Origin of the sequence: Desertivirga xinjiangensis, from assembly GCF_024436435.1 — a bacterium.
Classification (GTDB): Bacteria; Bacteroidota; Bacteroidia; order Sphingobacteriales; family Sphingobacteriaceae; genus Desertivirga; species Desertivirga xinjiangensis.
In genome coordinates this window covers 55,661-74,127 of record NZ_JAFMZP010000006.1, presented here as the reverse complement: position 1 = coordinate 74,127, position 18,467 = coordinate 55,661, and the positions used below count along the sequence as shown (strand labels likewise).

The following is an 18,467-nucleotide window of genomic DNA, read 5'->3' as shown; positions in this document are numbered from 1 at the left end:
ACAATATATAGAGAACATGGTATAAAAATTCACGTGAAGCCAGTTCTATCTTTGTGAGTAACTAGCCGAATTTCGTTTTTAAAAATAGGTCTTTAAGGTAGTTTATAAACTAAAAGTCTTTTTTTGCGAATTCGATAATTAACATCCGCACACATAAAAGATGAAGATTTTTCTATCATTTGCATCCCTTTTTATATTACTTAGTCCTTCTTATGCCCAGTTGGTAGACAAAACTCCGGCAGCTGTACCGGTAGCTCCTTCAGTGTACAATCGTGAACCCTGGGAAGACCCGCTCGTGAGTGGAATCAACCGTGATCCTTCGAGGGCTACGGCATATTCCTTTTCTTCAGTAGATGAGGCACTTAAAGGGAACCGAGAGAAGTCGTCCAGGATGATTTCCTTGAATGGTGAATGGGATTTTTCATTTGCAATCAAACCGTCAGATGCCCCCAAAGATTTCTACAAAAACCGGGTCACCGGATGGAAAAAAATTGAGGTTCCCAGTAACTGGGAGATGAAAGGTTATGATAAGCCGATCTATAAAAGTGCGGTATATCCCTTCCGGCCAGTTAATCCTCCTTATGTGCCTCATGATTATAATGGTGTAGGAAGTTATCAAAGAACATTCAGTATTCCTCAAAACTGGAAAGATATGAATATCACCCTACATTTCGGTGGAGTAAGTTCAGCCTATAAAGTTTGGCTGAATGGTAAGTTTTTAGGCTATGCAGAAGATAGCTTTCTATCTTCAGAATTCAATGTAACACCTTACCTGCAATCGGGTGAAAATGTATTATCCGTTCAGGTAATCCGTTGGAGCGACGGGAGTTTCCTCGAAGATCAGGATCACTGGCGCTTGAGCGGAATCCATCGCGAAGTAATGCTATTAGCTGAGCCTAAATTACGTATTGCCGATTTCCACTGGCAGGCTAAGCTGGATAAAGATTATAAAGATGCGGTACTGAGTATTCGTCCCCGTATTGAGAACCTTACAGGTGCCGAAGTCCATGGCTACCAGGTAAAAGCTCAACTATATAGAGATGGCAAGCCTGTTTTCGAAAAACCACTGGAAAGATCTGCAGAAAGTATTATTAACGAAATCTATCCGAGGCTGGATAATGTAAAGTTCGGATTGCTGGAGGCTAATGTGAAAAACCCTGCAAAGTGGAGCGATGAGATTCCGAATCTTTACACCCTGGTAATTTCCCTTCAGGATAGTACCGGAAAAGTACTCGAGGCCAAAAGTTGCAAAGTAGGATTTCGTACCATTGAGTTCTCTCAAACGGACAGTAAACTTTTAATCAATGGAAAAGTGACCTATCTGTACGGAATGAACCGCCCGGATCATCATCCGACCAAGGGCAAAGCCTTAAGCCGGCAGGATATCCTGGAGGACGTTCAAACCATTAAACGCTTTAATTTTAATTGTATCCGTACCAGCCACTATCCTATGGATCCATATCTATACGATCTGTGTGATGAATACGGTATTCTCGTTATCGATGAAGCGAATCTGGAAACCCATGGATTGGGTGGAAAGTTAAGCAATGACCCGCAGTGGACGGGAGCCTACCTGGAAAGAAGCAACCGGATGGTCATGAGGGATAAGAATCATCCGAGCATCATCATCTGGAGTTTAGGTAACGAAGCAGGCCGTGGACCCAACCATGCGGCTATGGCCGAATGGATCCACGATTTTGATATCACCCGTCCTGTCCATTATGAACCGGCAATGGGAAATCCTCGTCTGGAAGGCTACATTGATCCAAGTGATCCGCGTTACCTTAAATCGAACGATCATTCGCATCGCATTCAAAACCCGCGTGACTCTTATTATATCGACATTGTAAGCCGCATGTACCCGAGTATTTACACCCCTGAGCTTCTTGCCAATCAGAACAACGGCGATACCCGGCCGATCTTTTTTGTGGAATATGCCCATGCTATGGGTAATTCAGTGGGTAACATGAAAGATTTTTGGGATAAGTTCAGAGCCACACCCCGTGTTATCGGTGGTGCCATCTGGGAGTTTAAAGACCAGGGCTTACTGAAAAGAGACAGCGCAGGGGTTGAATATTATGCCTACGGTGGTGACTTTGGCGAAAAGTACTTCGATAATTTCACGATCAAGGGCGTGGTTGCTTCAGATGGCAGGCCAAAAGCAGCTATGTTTGAGTGTAAAAGGGTTTATCAGGGTGCACAAACCGAATTGATAGACGCGTCAAAGGGACTAATTAAAATTGCTAATCGGCATGCCGTCAAATCCCTCGCTGACTATGCGGTGAACCTTATAATAAGAGAGGATGGGAAAGTAGTAGTAAATAAAACTTTACCATCTATCAATCTGCCGGCTGGAGAAAGTACCACACTAAACCTTAGCCAATATTTGCCTAAGATTAAACCAGGTTCCGAATACCTGGCTGATATTCACTTCACTCTTTCAAAGGATGAGCCCTGGGCGAAGAAAGGGCATGAGGTTGCTTCCAATCAGTTTGCTTTAACCGGATTGGCAGAGCCTCGTATGGTTAAGCGTAAGCCTTATCCTGCTATTAAAGTTAACGATACTGCTGCAGCATACCTCTTAAGCGGAAATGGTTTCAGCGCTGTATTTGACAAGCAGAACGGTGCCTTAAGTTCTTTCAAGCTTAATGGCAAAGAACAGGTGTTCGCTCCATTACTGCCTCATTTTACGCGTCCGCAAACTGATAATGACAAGCGTGGTTGGAAAACGCATCGCAAGCTGAAACCCTGGTTCTCAAAAGACCTGAAATTAAAAACTATGGTTTCTGAACAAATAGAGCCTGGCCGGGTTCAGATCAAAAGTTCTTACTCCATGATCAATGACAGCGCTGCAATAACGGTTTTATATACCCTTAACGGCGATGGTGTACTTAAAGTGGATTACTCTCTGGATGTAAAACCGGGATTACCAAATATTCCTAAAGTAGGCATGCAGGGTGGTATCGCAAGAGCCTACGATAACATCAGCTGGTATGGCAGAGGTTTGCTGGAAAACTATATCGACAGGAATTACGCTTTTGATGCTGCTGTTTATACTCAACCGATAGACCAATTTATGGAACCTTATGCGGTACCTCAGGAAAATGGTAACAGAACGGATGTTCGCTGGATGTATCTTTCTAACAAGAATCAAAATGAAGGTTTGCTGGTAGTAGCCGATAGCCTTTTAAGCATGAGTGCATGGCCGTATACTGAGGAGAATATCTCAAATGCGAAACATACTAACAAGTTGAAGGATGCAGGTTTCCTAACATTGAACATAGACTTGATTCAAATGGGAGTTGGGGGAAATGATAGCTGGAGCGATGTGGCTGCGCCGCTCGAAAAGTCTCAGATCCCGTCAAAGCCTTATAAATATAGCTTCTATTTGCGTCCTGTTCAGGGAAAAAAACAGGATATGACTGAAGTATTGAAAATGACGAAATTCTAAATGGATGAATTGTAAAACAGAGAGCGCATAAAAGGAGGACCAAAATTCGCAGTTCGTCATGCCGAATTTATTTCGGCAACTCTTGAACTATTTTTAGATCAAGAGATCCTGAAACAAGTTCAGGATGACGAAGAACTAATCTTCGGGTACTTTTGTGTAAACACTCTGTGCCCTCTGTGTTGAATTTATAAAAGATAAAAGCCGGGCGGTGTACACCACCCCAAACCATATAACCTAAGATGAAACCGGGTGGTACACTCACCCACTGAACAATATAATGCCCTAAATGAAAGCCGGGTGGTGGTACACCACCCAAACGATATAACCTATGTCTGAAAAAATAATATTAAAAGGAATAACCTGGAACCATAGCCGCGGACTAGTCCCTATGGTCGCTACAGGGCAAAGATTTACAGAGTTAAACCCTTCTGTAGAAGTTACCTGGGAAAAAAGAAGCCTTCAGCAATTTGCTGATTTCTCCATCGAGGAGCTGGCTAAGAAATTCGACCTGCTTGTGATTGATCACCCCTGGGCTGGCTTTGCGTCAAAAACAAAGTCGATCCTTCCCCTGGATGAATACCTTCCGGCAGAATATATCCAAGACCAGCAAGTAAATACAGTAGGTCAATCATGCGAAAGTTACTCTTACGATGGTCATCAATGGGCTTTAGCCATAGATGCTGCTACTCCGGTTGCCGCGAGTCGCCCTGACCTGTTTGAAAAATATGGTATGGAGCTTCCGCGCTCCTTTGAGGATTTATTAGACCTTGCTGATGAAGGACTGGTTGCTTTTGCTGGCATTCCAATTGATGTCCTCATGAATTTCTATACTTTCTGTTGTTCTTTGGGAGAAGATCCTTGCCAGTCAGAAGAAACTGTAGTTTCTAGAGAGACAGGAATCAAAGCCCTGCAGTTATTCAGGCAATTGGCTCAAAAGATCGATCCTGAAAACTTTAACAGGAATCCTATACAGGTGTATGAAGCAATGACCCGTATGGACTCGATAGCTTATTGTCCTTTTGCGTACGGTTACTCCAACTATTCCAGAAGAGGTTATGCCAGGAGGTTGCTTCATTTCCACGATATGATCTCGCTGGATGGCAAAACAAATTTACGCAGTACACTGGGAGGAACAGGACTTGCCATCTCATCGAGCTGCAGGAACATACAAGCGGCGGTTGACTACGCTTTTTATGTAGCTTCACCCGAATGCCAGAAAACGGTTTTTGCTGATAACGGTGGCCAGCCAGGTCATTTAAGCGCATGGACCGACGAAGAATTAAACAGGCAAACGCATAATTACTTCTCAAATACTTTACCATCCTTACAAAGAGCGTTCCTACGTCCGCGCTATCATGGAAGTATGTATTTTCAGGATCATGCCGGAGATGTCGTACGCGATTATCTGATGAAGGGTGGAAACGAAAAAGATGTGCTCTCCCGGATGAATCAAATATATTTGGAATCAAGAAACCTGCAAATGGCATGAATAAACCACTAGAAGGACTGTTAGTATTGGAATTCTGCCAGTTTTTGGCCGGGCCTTCCGCAGGGCTAAAGCTTGCCGACATGGGTGCGCGGGTCATAAAGATTGAGCGCCCCATAAAAGGCGATGCATGTAGGCAGCTGGCTATAAAAAATCTATTTGTAGACGAAAATAGCCTGCTCTTCCATACCATCAACCGGAATAAGGAATCTTATGCTGCCGATCTAAAAGATCCCGCAGACCTGAAAAGGGTAAAAGAGTTAATTGCGAAAGTAGATGTTATGACTCATAATTTCCGCCCGGGCGTAATGGAAAAGATCGGGCTTGATTTCCAGTCTGTGAAAACTATTAATCCACGTATAATTTACGGTGTAGTAACCGGATATGGGAACAAAGGTCCCTGGGCTGCAAAACCCGGACAAGACCTGCTGGTTCAGTCGGTTTCTGGATTAACCTATTTATCAGGTATGGCTGATGAGGGACCGGTTCCCTTCGGCCTTTCGGTTGCAGATATTCTTTGTGGGAACCATCTCACTCAGGGTATTCTCGCAGCTTTGATCAAGAGAGCGAAGACGGGCAAAGGAGTTCTGGTTGAAGCAAGTTTGCTTGAATCGACACTCGATATGCAGTTTGAGGTGTTAACCACTTATTTTAATGACGGAGGGAAATTACCCCGCCGCAGTGCTGTTAAAGGCCAGGGGCATTCTTATTTGAGTGCGCCCTACGGTATTTATCAAACAGCGGACGCTTACCTGGCACTCGCTATGGGTAATCTGCAGATAATAAGTACTTTGATCGGATGTGATCTGTCGGGCGTTTATACCGACAGCCGCTCATCCTTTGAAAAAAGGGATGAGATAATGTTGCTGATCGCTGAGCGTTTAAAAATGAAGACCAATGCTCAATGGCTTAGCATTCTGGAGGCTTCAGACATATGGTGTGCGCCGGTACTGAATTATCAGGAAGCAACGGCCCTCCCGGCGTTCAAACAATTGCAAATACAACAACCCTTAGATCTAGGGGATGGCGTGATAAACACAACAAGGAGCCCCCTTCAGTTAGATGGAGAAAAACTCTACAGTTCAAAAGCTGCTCCGGAAATAGGTTCAGGGAATGATATAATAAATCAGGAGTTCAATCTGGTTTGACCAGAGATATAGATAGAAAAGATTATGCTACCACTTGAAGGATATTTAGTGATCGATTTCAGCCAATTTCTGTCAGGGCCGTCAGCAAGCCTGCGACTGGCGGATATGGGTGCGAGGGTGATTAAGATTGAACGGCCGGAAACAGGTGATATCTGTCGTACCTTGTATACTTCTGATCTCGTAATGAACGGCGAATCATCGGTGTTTCATGCGATAAATCGTAATAAAGAAAGTTTTCAGGCGGATTTGAAAAATGAAGCAGATGCAAAGCTTATCCGCAACCTGCTTTCTCATGCAGATGTGGTGATACACAACTTCAGACCCGGTGTTATGGAAAGGCTTGGCTTCGATTATCAGTCGGTCAAGGCGATAAAAGAAGACATAATTTATGGAGAAATTTCAGGTTACGGTCCGGAAGGAGTTTATAAAGACAGGCCGGGCCAGGATCTGCTGTTGCAGTCGCTTACCGGCTTAACCTGGCTAACCGGTAATGCTGATGATGGTCCGATTGCGATGGGTTTATCTATTGTGGATATGCTCGCAGGAGCACACCTGGCGCAGGGCCTTCTGGCCTGTATGTATCGTAAAGCAATAAGCGGGCAAGGCGGTTCGGTGCAGGTAAGTATGATGGAATCGGCCTACGATTTTCAGTTTGAAACCATCACCACCTTTATGAACGACGGTGGACACAATCCGGTACGTTCAGCTGCCAGCAATGCAAATGCTTACCTGGGTGCCCCATATGGAATATACAAAACAGCAAACGGCTACCTTGCACTTGCCATGGGATCGATTCCATTCCTGTCGAAGTTGCTGGACTGTCAAAGTCTGAGGAACTTCAGCGATGGAGCCGAAGCTTTTGAAAAACGCGACGAAATCAAGGCACTTCTTGCAGCACATCTTCAAACTCAAACTACACAAAAGTGGCTGTCGGTGCTGGAACCGGCAGATATTTGGTGTGCTGATGTGCTGGATTGGAACCAGCTAATGGAACATGACGGATTTAAGGTGCTCGATATGGTTCAATCCGTAAGTATGAGCGACGGCTTCAGTTACAAAACTACCCGGTGTCCGGTACGCATTGATGGTGAATTGCTTTTCTCATCAAAAGGCTCTCCCAGGCTGGGCGAAGACAATGAACGGATCATAAGGGAGTTTGGTTTGGTACCAACGGTGCAGGAACATACATTGGATCTATAAGATATGTCGGAAGAAACTAATCTATTCCGGATCGCAGTCCGTAAGTTCGGCCCTTTTGAGTCGGCCATGGAAAAGCTTTGGCAAAAGTATTGTGATCAGACAGGTTGTACTTTAAAGGCAGAGATGGTTCCCATGGACCTGCATCCGCTCTATGAAGAAACGCTGAGTAACAAGGGGCTAGCCAGGGGCGACTGGGATGTAGCTCATATAAATACCGACTGTATCTATGAAGCTTATACAAGCGGAGCCCTGGAGGACCTAAAACCATATATTGATCAGAACCTTCCGGATGCTTTTCCGTTAGGTTGGAGTGATTCTTTGCTTGAAATGCAGCAGTTCGATGGTGCGATTGCCGGCCTGCCTTTCCATGATGGTCCCGAGTGCTTTATCTACCGTAAGGATCTTTTTGAAGACCCACAGGAACAGAAGGCCTACTTCGAACAATATGGTAAAGCATTGACGGTGCCGAAGACCTGGTCTGATTTTCAGCAGATTGCCCGGTTCTTTAATCGTCCGCAACAGAATCTTTACGGCAGCGTGTTTGCCTGCTATCCTGATGGTCATAATACCGTGTTTGATTTTTGTCTTCAGTTATGGACACGAGGAGGAACATTGATAAATGAGGTCGATAACGTCCATATAAATACAGATGAGGCAGTTGACGGCCTCAATTTTTACCGCCAGCTGGTTAATGACAAGACCGCTGTGCATCCTGAATCCGGTAAGTACGAGTCTGTACAGGCAGGAATGGCTTTTGCCCGTGGTGAGGTGGCTATGATGATCAACTGGTTTGGATTTGCTTCTTACTGTGAGGTGTCTGAGGAATCTGCAGTGAAGGGAAAAGTAGATATTTCCTCAATCCCTCATGCACCGGGATGCGAATCTGCCTCATTAAACGTTTATTGGTTATATACCATTGGCTCGGGAAGCAGGCATAAAATCACCGCTTACGATTTTATACGCTTTGCGGTAAGCCAGGAAAATGATAAGCTGTTAACGTTAGAAGGAGGGATTGGATGTCGCGTGTCAACCTGGAAAGATGAAGAGATCAATAAGGTAATTCCATATTATCATAAGCTTGAGATGCTTCATACTGAAGCCCGGTCGCTGCCTCTTTTAGGTAATTGGGCAAGCATTGCGGCGATCATTGATGAAGCAGTTCTCAAGGCGATGAACACGGATATTCCTTCCGAAGAAATATTATTACAAGCACAAAATAAGATTACACACACTAACTTATAAAAGATGCAAATACCTTATAAGCCAGATTTACCTGAAACCAATCAGCCAATTATCATTATTGGTGCAGGTGGGATAGTAAGTGATGCCCATCTTCCCGCATACAAAAAAGCGGGTTTTGATGTTTACGGCATTACCAACAGAACAAGAGCAAGAGCGGAGAAACTGGCTGCAGCATTTAACATTCCTAACGTATACGATTCAGTTGCTGAAGCGGTAGCGAAAGCACCGGCAAATGCAGTTTATGATCTGACCATCATGCCTGACCAGTATGTAGAGACGCTGGAACAGTTGCCTGACGGGAGTGCCGTGCTTATTCAGAAGCCTATGGGCGATTACTTCTGGCAGGCAAAAGAAATATTATCCGTTTGCCGGAGGAAGAACATGGTTGCGGCTATTAACTTCCAGCTACGCTACGCACCATTTGTGAGCGCAGCAAGATATATAATCGGGCAGGGAATGATAGGTGAATTATATGACATGGAAGTAAGGGTGACCTTAAAAACTCCATGGGAATTGTTTCCCCATGTAATGGTACATCCACGCCTGGAAATTCAATACCACAGTATACATTATGTAGACCTAATGCGTTCTTTCCTGGGTGATCCTAACAGTGTTTATGCAAAAACCCTGCGGCATCCTGCTAAAGAACTTTCTTCATCCCGCTCAACGATTATTCTTGATTATGGCGACACTATGCACTCCGTGATCAATACCAACCACGACCATGATTTTGGTCCGCATAACCAGGAGAGCTTTATTAAGTGGGAGGGAACCAAAGGGGTGATCAAAGCCAAAATGGGCTTGCTGATGAACTACCCTGATGGTGTGCCAGATAAGTTTGAGTTTTGCCTGGTTGAAGAAGGAAAAGCTCCGGAATGGCAGAGCCAGGAGCTGGAGGGTTCGTGGTTTCCTGAAGCCTTTATTGGGACCATGTCTAACCTGATGCGATTTAAGGAAGGCTCTGACAGAGTTCTTCATACCAGCGTAGACGATGTCATTAAGACTATGGCCGTTGTAGAAAGTGCTTATATTTCCAGCGACAGAGGAGGTATAGTTGTAGCTGAACAACTGGCTGAAGTCACTAATATCAGTAATCAGGAAATTAATCATTCAACCTTATAACCAACCTGACAATGTATTTTAGATCCACATTTTTTGAAGATTATATATTAAATGATAAAAGAGTAACGCTTGGCCGTACCATCACAGAAACTGATTTTGTGGTCCATGCAGGCCATACAGGAGATTTTTTTCCTCACCATATGGACGCAGAATGGTGTAAGACGCAACCCTTTAAACAGCGTATTGCTCATGGAACCATGATCTTCAGTATCGGCATTGGTTTGACTGCTTCGGAAATTAACCCTGAGGCTATGTCTAAAGGTTATGACCGTTTGCGCTTCATTAAGCCGGTGTTCATTGGCGATACCATCCATTCCGAAATCACCATCTCCGAAAAGGCAGATGCTAAAAGGCCGGAATATGGTACGGTTACCGAACATGTGGAGATCCTAAACCAGCATGGAGAAATAGTACTGGTCTGCGACCATCTGCTGATGGTTAAAAGAAGATCATAAGAAAGTTCTTAAGATAAATCAAAAAATAACCGACAATAATAAACCAACCAAATTATAATGGCATTTGCAAGTCAAGAAATTGTAAACGGAGCTACCACAACCGGAGCTTCTCAGAATAACAAGGGCGGTAACACTTACCTGCTGCCTTTCATACTGGTCACCTGTCTTTTCTTTTTGTGGGGAATGGCTCATAATCTCGACTCGATTTTGATCCCTCACCTGAAGAAGGCCTGCCAGTTAAATAACCGTCAATCTACCTTGGTTGACACGGCGGTTTTTCTGGCTTATTTCCTTATGGCTATACCGGCCGGTGCGATCCTGAAAAAATGGGGATATAAAAGCAGTATCATTCTCGGGCTGCTTGTTTTTGCTTTCGGTGCTTTCCTGTTCGTCCCGGCAGCCAATACCAGGGCTTATGAGCTGTTCCTGGTTGCCCTTTTTATCATCGGTTGCGGCCTGACTATTCTGGAAACTTCGGCCAACCCATACGCAGCAGTGCTGGGCGATCCTGCAGGAGCATCCACGCGCTTGAACCTGGCAGCTTCATTCAACGGACTGGCAGCGATGGTAGCTCCTTATGTAGGGGCAACTTTTATTCTTTCGGGCAAGGAATATACCGAAGAACAATTGAACGCCATGCCCGATGCTTCAAGGATGTCCTACCTTATGGAAGAAGCGGCATCCGTAAAAATGCCTTATATTATTTTAGGAAGCGTGCTTGTGCTGATTGCCATAATCTTCTACTTTATGCATATTCCGGAGGTTAAACCCGTAAGTGATAAAGAAAGCAGCAATAAAGGGGGCTTCTTCGAGGTATTAAAACACAAGCATCTAACCTGGGCAGTAGTGGCGCAATTCTTTTATGTTGGCGCTCAGGTTTGTGTAACCAGTTTCTTTATCCGGATGGCTCAGCAAGGAGCGGGAGTTGATGAGAAAACTGCAGGTTATTACCTGATGATCTATGGCTTCCTGTTTATGGCGGGTCGTTTTGTGGGAACCGCCTTCCTGAAATTCATCAGTTCTCAGAAACTCTTATCGATCTATTCTATCATCTCAGTAATCCTGTGTCTGGTATCCATCCTGGGTGATGGTGCTTACGTGATCTATGCACTTGGAGGCTTAGGGTTTTTCATGTCGATCATGTTCCCTACCATCTTTGCTCTTGGGATAAGCAACCTCGGCGAAGGAACTAAGGCTGGCTCTTCCTGGATTATTATGTCTATCGTAGGTGGTGCTATACTTCCTTATGTAATGGGAACGATAATAGACATGAACGGAGACAATATTCAGATTGGATATATAATACCATTACTGTGTTATGTGGTGATCTGGTTCTTTGGAGTCAGAGGATATAAACCAGCTCAAGCTTAATATGATATTCAAAAAGATAGATCTTTCTCAAATTACAGCGGTGGGAATCGCTTTCCTGCTCTGTTTTTGTTTTTCAACCCCGATTTATGCACAGAGCACCGGAACCACTAAACCCTGGGTTTTCTGGTACTGGATGCAGGCTGGCGTTTCAAAGGAAGGTATTACCGCGGATTTGGAAGCCATGAAAGAAGCAGGAATTGGCGGAGCCTACCTGATGCCCATCAAAGGTGCTGCAAATCCTCCTTTATATACACCGGTAGCAGAACAGTTGAGTCCCCGCTGGTGGGAGATGGTGAAACATTCGCTTAAAGAAGCGGATCGTTTAGGATTGAAAATAGGAATGCATGTAAGTGATGGATTCGCTCTTGCAGGTGGGCCATGGATCACCCCCGAGCTCTCCATGCAGAAAGTGGTTTCCACGCAAACGAATATCACCGGAGGTAACCCTAAACTTAAAATATCCCTGCCTCAACCGGAGACTATGGCTAATTATTATAAAGATATTGCCGTTTATGCCTACCCTTCGCCGGAAGGAACCGGAACAGACACCCGCTCTGTAATTCCGAAGATAAGCACAAGTACCGGTGCCGATGCGTCCTTTTTAGTTATAGCCGGGAATAAGGAGGCATTCAAAAGCAGTGAACGCTGCTGGATTCAGTATGAATTTGCGAAGCCTTTTACCACCAGGACCATCACCATCAGGACCAATGGTAATAACTACCAGGCACAACGCTTATTGGTGGAAGTATCGGGCAATGGAAAAGATTTTCGTTCACTCGGGCGTTTGGAGGCCCCAAGACATGGCTGGCAGGATACAGATGCCGATTATACACATGTGATTCCCGCAGCCACAGCCCGCTATTTCCGTTTTACGTACGATAAGTCGGGAACCGAACCCGGTGCGGAAGACCTTGATGCAGCCAAATGGAAGCCTTCTTTTAAAGTCGTCAACCTTGAGCTTTCTTCGGAACCCCGGATCGATCATTTTGAAGCTAAGAGTGCCGCCGTATGGAGAGTGGGTAAACGCACTTCAGAGCAGCAGGTACCTGCAAACTTATGTGTTCCGATCAATAAAATTCTAAATCTCTCTGACAAACTTAATCCCGATGGTTCTTTGAGCTGGAAAGCACCAAAGGGAAAATGGACAATTTTAAGAGTTGGTCATACTTCTACCGGGCATACCAATGCAACCGCTGGCGCCGGTAAAGGCCTGGAGTGCGATAAGTTTAATCCTGAAGCGATAAAACTTCAGTTCAACAGTTGGTATGGAGAAGCTTTAAAACAGGCAGGTCCGGAGCTTACACCGCGGGTTTTGAACTCCTTTCATGTGGATAGTTGGGAATGCGGCAGCCAGAACTGGTCCCCCGTTTTTAGAGAGGAGTTTAGCAAAAGACGTGGCTACGATCTTTTACCTTACCTGCCTGCCATGGCCGGTATACCTGTAGAAAGTGCAGAAGTATCTGAAAAATTCCTGTACGATGTACGGAAAACTATTTCGGAACTGGTTGTCGACAAGTTCTATACAACCCTTGCCGAAGCTGCAAAAGCAAAAGGAGTAACGTTTACCGCGGAAAGCGTGGCACCCACTATGACAAGTGATGGTTTGCTTCATTACAAAATGGTTGATATACCAATGGGCGAATTCTGGCTGAACAGCCCTACCCATGATAAGCCAAACGACATGCTTGATGCTATCTCAGGGGCTCACATCTATGGGAAGAACATCGTACAGGCTGAAGCATTTACTACAGTGCGCATGGCATGGAACGAACATCCGGGGATGCTAAAAACAATTCAGGATAGAAATTATGCCCTGGGTATAAATAAAATGGTATACCATGTATTTACGCACAACCCCTGGACAGACAGAAAACCAGGAATGACCCTGGATGGTGTTGGCTTATATTTTCAGCGGGATCAGACCTGGTGGAAGCCAGGAAAAGCCTGGGTAGACTATGCGGAGCGATGCCAGCACCTTTTGCAGCAGGGGAGACCAGTGGCGGATATCGCTGTTTTTACCGGTGAGGATATACCGCGACGTTCTGTCTTGCCGGATAGATTGGTGCCATTTCTTCCCGGTATATTTGGAAAGGAAGTCGTAGCCTCCGAAATTAAGCGTCTGGCTAACGAGGGACAGCCTACACGGCAGATTCCCGTTGGGGTTTCCAATTCAGCCAACATGGCTGATGCCGAGGACTGGGTAAATCCTTTACGCGGATATGCCTATGATTCTTTCAATCCGGACGTTTTACTATCTGCAAAGGTTGTGGATGGTGAAGTTGTCTTTGAAAGCGGGGTAAAATATAAATTGCTTGTTATTCCGGGAAAGAGTCGCTTAAACCCTAATAACGACTGGATGAGCCTTGCGGTGGTAAGTAAACTGTTTGAGCTTGCCCGCAATGGCGCAAGAATTATCTTAGCTGAAAAACCACAAAATCAGCCTGGCTTGCAACAAGGCAGTGCTTCTGAGTTTACCAAGCTTATTAATTTATTGTGGGATGGAGATTTCTCAGGGAGGGTATTGAAAGGTGTTTATCAAAATGAAACCTTTATAAACCTTGGAATTGAACGGGATCTGGATATTAAGGATAATGATGGTTCTTATGCCCGCAATATTGCTTTTACGCACCGGGAGGATGGAACTAACGACATTTACTTCATCTCCAACCAGGAAGAGCAGGAGAGAGTCCTTGATTTTTCTTTCAGAACTGAAACTAATAGTATAGATTTCTACGACGCTGTTACAAACCGCAGATGGCAGGCAAAAGACTGGAAGGTGCTGAATGGCCGTACACTGCTTCCAATTAAGTTGGCCGCAAATGGGTCTGTCTTTGTGATCTTTAATAAAACTAACAAGCTTGATAAAGTTAACAAGGGCGCTGAAGAAAAGAAAAACAGCAACTGGCAGGAGCTAAAAAAGGTGCAGACCATTGATGGTGGCTGGCAGGTAAAGTTTGATCCTGCTTTTGGCGGACCTGCTAAACCCATGGAATTTTCTGCTTTAACCGACTGGACGGCCCATCAGGACTCAACCATAAAGTACTATTCAGGAACAGCTGTTTATACCAATAGCTTTAAGTTGGATGTATCCGGCAAAAAGAACGTATTGCTCGACCTTGGTGCGGTAGCGAATATGGCGGAAGTGAAGGTGAATGGTATTTCCTGTGGAATAGTATGGACGCCTCCATACCGGGTAGATATCAGCAATGCGATCAAAAAAGGAAAAAATGAAATACAGGTTGAAGTAACAAATACCTGGGCAAACCGCCTGATGGGAGATCAGCGTTTGCCTGCAGATAAAAGGATCACGAACACCACAGCTCCTTATCGATTAGAGGGACAGCCCTTGCAAAAGGCAGGTCTTCTAGGCGCGGTGGTGCTCATGGAAGAAAAATAAATGAATAGTAGCAGATAAACCGCAGAGAACACAGAGAAAGCCACAGAGATACTGTATTCTGTCGTTAGAGTTAGCAAAGCGTCTCTAATGATTTATAAATAAAAAAAAGTCTCCGACTCGCCAAAGCGCTATACTTGACGCCTAATCGAGTCAGAGACTCTCATTTATATGAGAATCCGTAGTCCTCAACGCAGCAGACCGTACACAGACTACGGACAGTAAGGATCAGTTTTTTAGAACTTATACACAATACTCCGTGCCCTCTGTGGTTAACAAAAAATACACAACAATGAAAACGAATCAGATCATCACCAAAACAACCCTTGCCCTCCTCACAGGCATGATGGCTTTTAAATCTCATGCCCAGGATAAAAGCCTTGTCAATACATCAAAAAGCCCTTACGCTAAGCTCCAGAGTTTAAACATGACCGACGTAAGCTGGACTAAAGGCTTCTGGGCAGATCGCTTCAAAGTAGCCAAAGAAACGATGGTGCCCAACATGTGGCGCATCTATAACGATGCCGAAATCAGCCATGCATTTAAAAACTTTGAGATTGCCGCAGGCCTGGATACCGGTTCTCACAAAGGTCCATCCTTTCACGACGGTGACTATTACAAAACCCTTGAAGCTGTAGCTAGTATTTATGCTGTAACGCGCGATAAAAAACTCGATGAGATGATGGATAAAGCTATTTCTGTCATTGCTAAATCGCAGCGTTCAGACGGCTATATCTACACCAAGGCGATGATCGAGCAAAGAAAAACCGGCGACAAAAATCAATTCCAGGACAGGCTGAGCTTTGAAGCTTATAATATCGGGCATTTGATGACGGCTGCCTGCGTGCATTACAGGGCTACCGGGAAAACATCTTTGCTTAATGTAGCTAAAAAAGCAACAGACTATTTATATAACTTCTATAAGCAGGCATCCCCAACCTTAGCCCGTAATGCGATCTGTCCTTCCCATTATATGGGTACGATCGAGATGTACCGCACCACTAATGATCCCAGATACCTTGAACTGGCAAAACACCTGATCGATATCAAGGGGAAGATTGAAGACGGGACAGACGACAATCAGGACAGAATTCCTTTCCGCGATCAGAAAAAGGCCATGGGCCATGCAGTAAGAGCAAACTATCTATATGCAGGGGCAGCCGACGTCTATGCTGAAACCGGTGACAAAACCTTATTAAACACTCTCAATTTAATGTGGGATGATGTTACTTCTCACAAAATGTATATCACCGGTGGCTGCGGTTCCCTGTATGACGGAACTTCACCCGACGGAACTTCTTACAATCCTGCAGAAGTTCAGAAGATCCATCAGGCATTTGGACGTGATTTCCAATTACCTAACCATACAGCGCACAATGAAACCTGCGCCAATATCGGTAACGTATTATGGAACTGGCGTATGCTTCAATTAACTGGCGATGCCAAATATGCTGATGTCATGGAACTTGCCCTTCATAACAGCGTGCTTTCAGGCATCAGTCTGGATGGGACTAAATTCTTATATACCAACCCGTTAAGTTTCTCGGACGACCTGCCATTCAAGCAGCGCTGGTCAAAAGACAGGGTAGAATATATCGGTCTTTCTAACTGCTGTCCTCCAAACGTGGTACGTACTATTGCTGAAGTCGGCAATTACGCCTACAGTGTATCCGAGAAAGGTCTTTGGTTAAATCTCTATGGCGGAAACAACGTAAGTACTACCCTAAAAGACGGTTCTAAGCTCAGCCTTAGCCAGGAAACGAACTATCCATGGGATGGTAATATACTGTTAACAGTAAAAGAAACTTCGTCACAGCCTTTCTCTATGTTCCTTCGTATTCCGGCATGGGCGCAGGGAGCAAAGCTATCCGTCAATGGAAAAGCTTCCGGGCTGCAACTAAGTGCAGGTACCTATGCAGAACTTAACCGTAAATGGAAAAAAGGCGACAAGATAGAGTTGATCCTTCCTATGGAAGCAAAGCTGGTAGAAGCTAACCCTCTGGTAGAAGAAGCCCGTAACCAGGTCGCTGTTAAGCGTGGACCTGTTGTTTACTGCCTTGAATCTCCTGATTTTCAGGGTAAGGAAATCTACAATGTCATTCTTCCATCTTCCATAAGTCTGAAACCAGCACCGGTTAAAATTGCAGGTTCAGACATAATGAGCCTGGAAGGCGAAGCAAAGCTCCTCGAAAATAAGGACTGGAAGAACGTTTTATACAGGGAAGTTACCGATAAAAATACAACTACAAAGATACGCATGGTTCCATATTATGCCTGGGGCAACCGTGGGCATGCGGAAATGTCTGTTTGGCTACCAGTTTCAAAATAAGTTTAATGGAAAGAATCACAGCGAAATATTATATCGAAACACCGCTGAACCTTGAAAAGGCGGCGCAGGTATTAGCGGGAGAGCAGTCGTCAGGAACCTTTGTTGAAGTTCCGGGAGAGACTGAAGAATTAAAAAGCCGCTTTGCCGCCAGGGTAGAATCTATCACTCCACTGGATACAGTAAGCGAACCGGCCATTCCCGGAGTAATGACTACCACCGGTAAATATCAGCGGGCAATGATCGAAGTTTCATGGTCGATAGAGAACTTCGGGTACAATCTGCCCGTAATGATCTCTACGCTTCAGGGAAACCTTTATGAGTTAACACAGTTCACCGGTCTCAAATTAATGGACCTGGAAGTGCCCGCCTCATACGCTCAGGCTTTTAAAGGCCCCCGTTTCGGTATAGAAGGATGCCGTAAATTGACTAATGCGTATAACCGGCCGCTGATCGGCACTATCATCAAACCCAGTATTGGCATGAGTCCGGAACAAACGGCCACGCTTGTAAGAACGCTGGCCGAAGCAGGGATTGATTTTATCAAAGACGATGAGTTGCTTTCGTCATCTGCTAATTCGCCTTTCGATAAAAGGGTGGATGCGGTAATGCAGGTGATCAATAATTATGCAGATAAAACTGGCAAAAAAGTAATGTATGCCTTCAATATCAGCGATGATATAGACCGGATGCAATCGAATTATGAAAAAATACTGACTGCAGGAGGCACCTGCGCCATGATCAGTTTGAACAGTGTGGGAATGTCTGCAACGAAAAAGATCTGCGATATCGGAGCGCTTGCCATCCACGGGCATCGTAATGGCTGGGGAATGATGAACAGGCATCCCTTACTGGGGATTGAGTTTCCTGCTTACCAGAAGTTATGGCGGCTGGCAGGGGTAGATCAGATCCATGTTAACGGTATTCAGAATAAGTTCTGGGAATCAGATGACTCCGTTGTACGCTCTATAGAAGCCTGTCTGAAGCCAATGCTGGGAGGTTTTTCAGTGCTTCCGGTAGTATCTTCAGGTCAGTGGGGAGGTCAGGCTCCCGAAACTTATCGCCGCACACAAACGGTCGATCTGCTGTATATGGCTGGCGGCGGTATTATGGCTCATCCTAATGGCCCGACCGGCGGAGTGGTAGCTCTGCACCAGGCATGGGAAGCTGCGGTGGATGGCCTATCGATTGAGGAGGGCGCTGCAAAGTATCCTGAGTTTGCCAAATCAGTAGAGAAATTCGGTTCTAAATAGTCTTAAAAGTTAGATCAAT

The 18,467-nt window shown here is 45.0% G+C and carries 11 protein-coding genes; all 11 read left to right on the top strand.

Features of this window, described 5'->3' with window-relative positions; all coding sequences use genetic code 11:
• The first annotated feature begins 160 nt into the window (after positions 1–160).
• The 11 genes from J3P37_RS15710 to J3P37_RS15660 all read left to right on the top strand — a co-directional run bounded on the left by J3P37_RS15710 (position 161) and on the right by J3P37_RS15660 (position 18,448).
• A complete protein-coding gene (locus J3P37_RS15710) occupies positions 161–3,451 on the top strand; it encodes a glycoside hydrolase family 2 TIM barrel-domain containing protein (protein WP_256012301.1) in 3,291 nt (1,096 codons plus the stop codon).
• A 328-nt stretch (positions 3,452–3,779) separates the two neighbouring features.
• Positions 3,780–4,940 carry an ABC transporter substrate-binding protein gene (locus J3P37_RS15705; protein ID WP_256012300.1) on the top strand — a complete coding sequence of 387 codons (1,161 nt, stop codon included), beginning with the start codon at positions 3,780–3,782 and terminating at the stop codon, positions 4,938–4,940.
• Positions 4,937–6,085, top strand: coding sequence for a CaiB/BaiF CoA transferase family protein (locus J3P37_RS15700; RefSeq protein ID WP_256012299.1), 1,149 nt, complete (start codon positions 4,937–4,939; stop codon positions 6,083–6,085). The genes J3P37_RS15705 and J3P37_RS15700 overlap by 4 nt, the downstream gene beginning before the upstream one ends.
• Positions 6,086–6,109: 24 nt before the next feature.
• Positions 6,110–7,285, top strand: coding sequence for a CaiB/BaiF CoA transferase family protein (locus J3P37_RS15695; RefSeq protein ID WP_256012298.1), 1,176 nt, complete (start codon positions 6,110–6,112; stop codon positions 7,283–7,285).
• A 3-nt stretch (positions 7,286–7,288) separates the two neighbouring features.
• Positions 7,289–8,527 carry an extracellular solute-binding protein gene (locus J3P37_RS15690; protein ID WP_256012297.1) on the top strand — a complete coding sequence of 413 codons (1,239 nt, stop codon included), beginning with the start codon at positions 7,289–7,291 and terminating at the stop codon, positions 8,525–8,527.
• 3 nt (positions 8,528–8,530) lie between these two features.
• Positions 8,531–9,649: a Gfo/Idh/MocA family protein gene (locus tag J3P37_RS15685; protein WP_256012296.1), complete on the top strand. Its 1,119-nt coding sequence runs from the start codon at positions 8,531–8,533 to the stop codon at positions 9,647–9,649.
• Between the two features lie 11 nt (positions 9,650–9,660).
• A complete protein-coding gene (locus J3P37_RS15680; protein WP_256012295.1) occupies positions 9,661–10,104 on the top strand; it encodes a MaoC family dehydratase in 444 nt (147 codons plus the stop codon).
• 57 nt (positions 10,105–10,161) lie between these two features.
• Positions 10,162–11,475 (top strand): L-fucose:H+ symporter permease, encoded by a 1,314-nt coding sequence (gene fucP, locus J3P37_RS15675; RefSeq protein WP_256012294.1) that lies wholly within the window; start codon positions 10,162–10,164, stop codon positions 11,473–11,475.
• A 1-nt stretch (position 11,476) separates the two neighbouring features.
• On the top strand, positions 11,477–14,872 hold the full coding sequence (locus J3P37_RS15670; RefSeq protein WP_256012293.1) for a glycosyl hydrolase: 3,396 nt from the start codon (positions 11,477–11,479) through the stop codon (positions 14,870–14,872).
• Positions 14,873–15,161: 289 nt separating this feature from the next.
• Entirely contained in the window at positions 15,162–17,198 is a 2,037-nt protein-coding gene (locus J3P37_RS15665; RefSeq protein ID WP_256012292.1) for an aceric acid hydrolase, read from the top strand.
• Between the two features lie 5 nt (positions 17,199–17,203).
• A complete protein-coding gene (locus J3P37_RS15660) occupies positions 17,204–18,448 on the top strand; it encodes a ribulose-bisphosphate carboxylase large subunit family protein (protein WP_256012291.1) in 1,245 nt (414 codons plus the stop codon).
• The last annotated feature ends 19 nt before the right edge of the window (positions 18,449–18,467 follow it).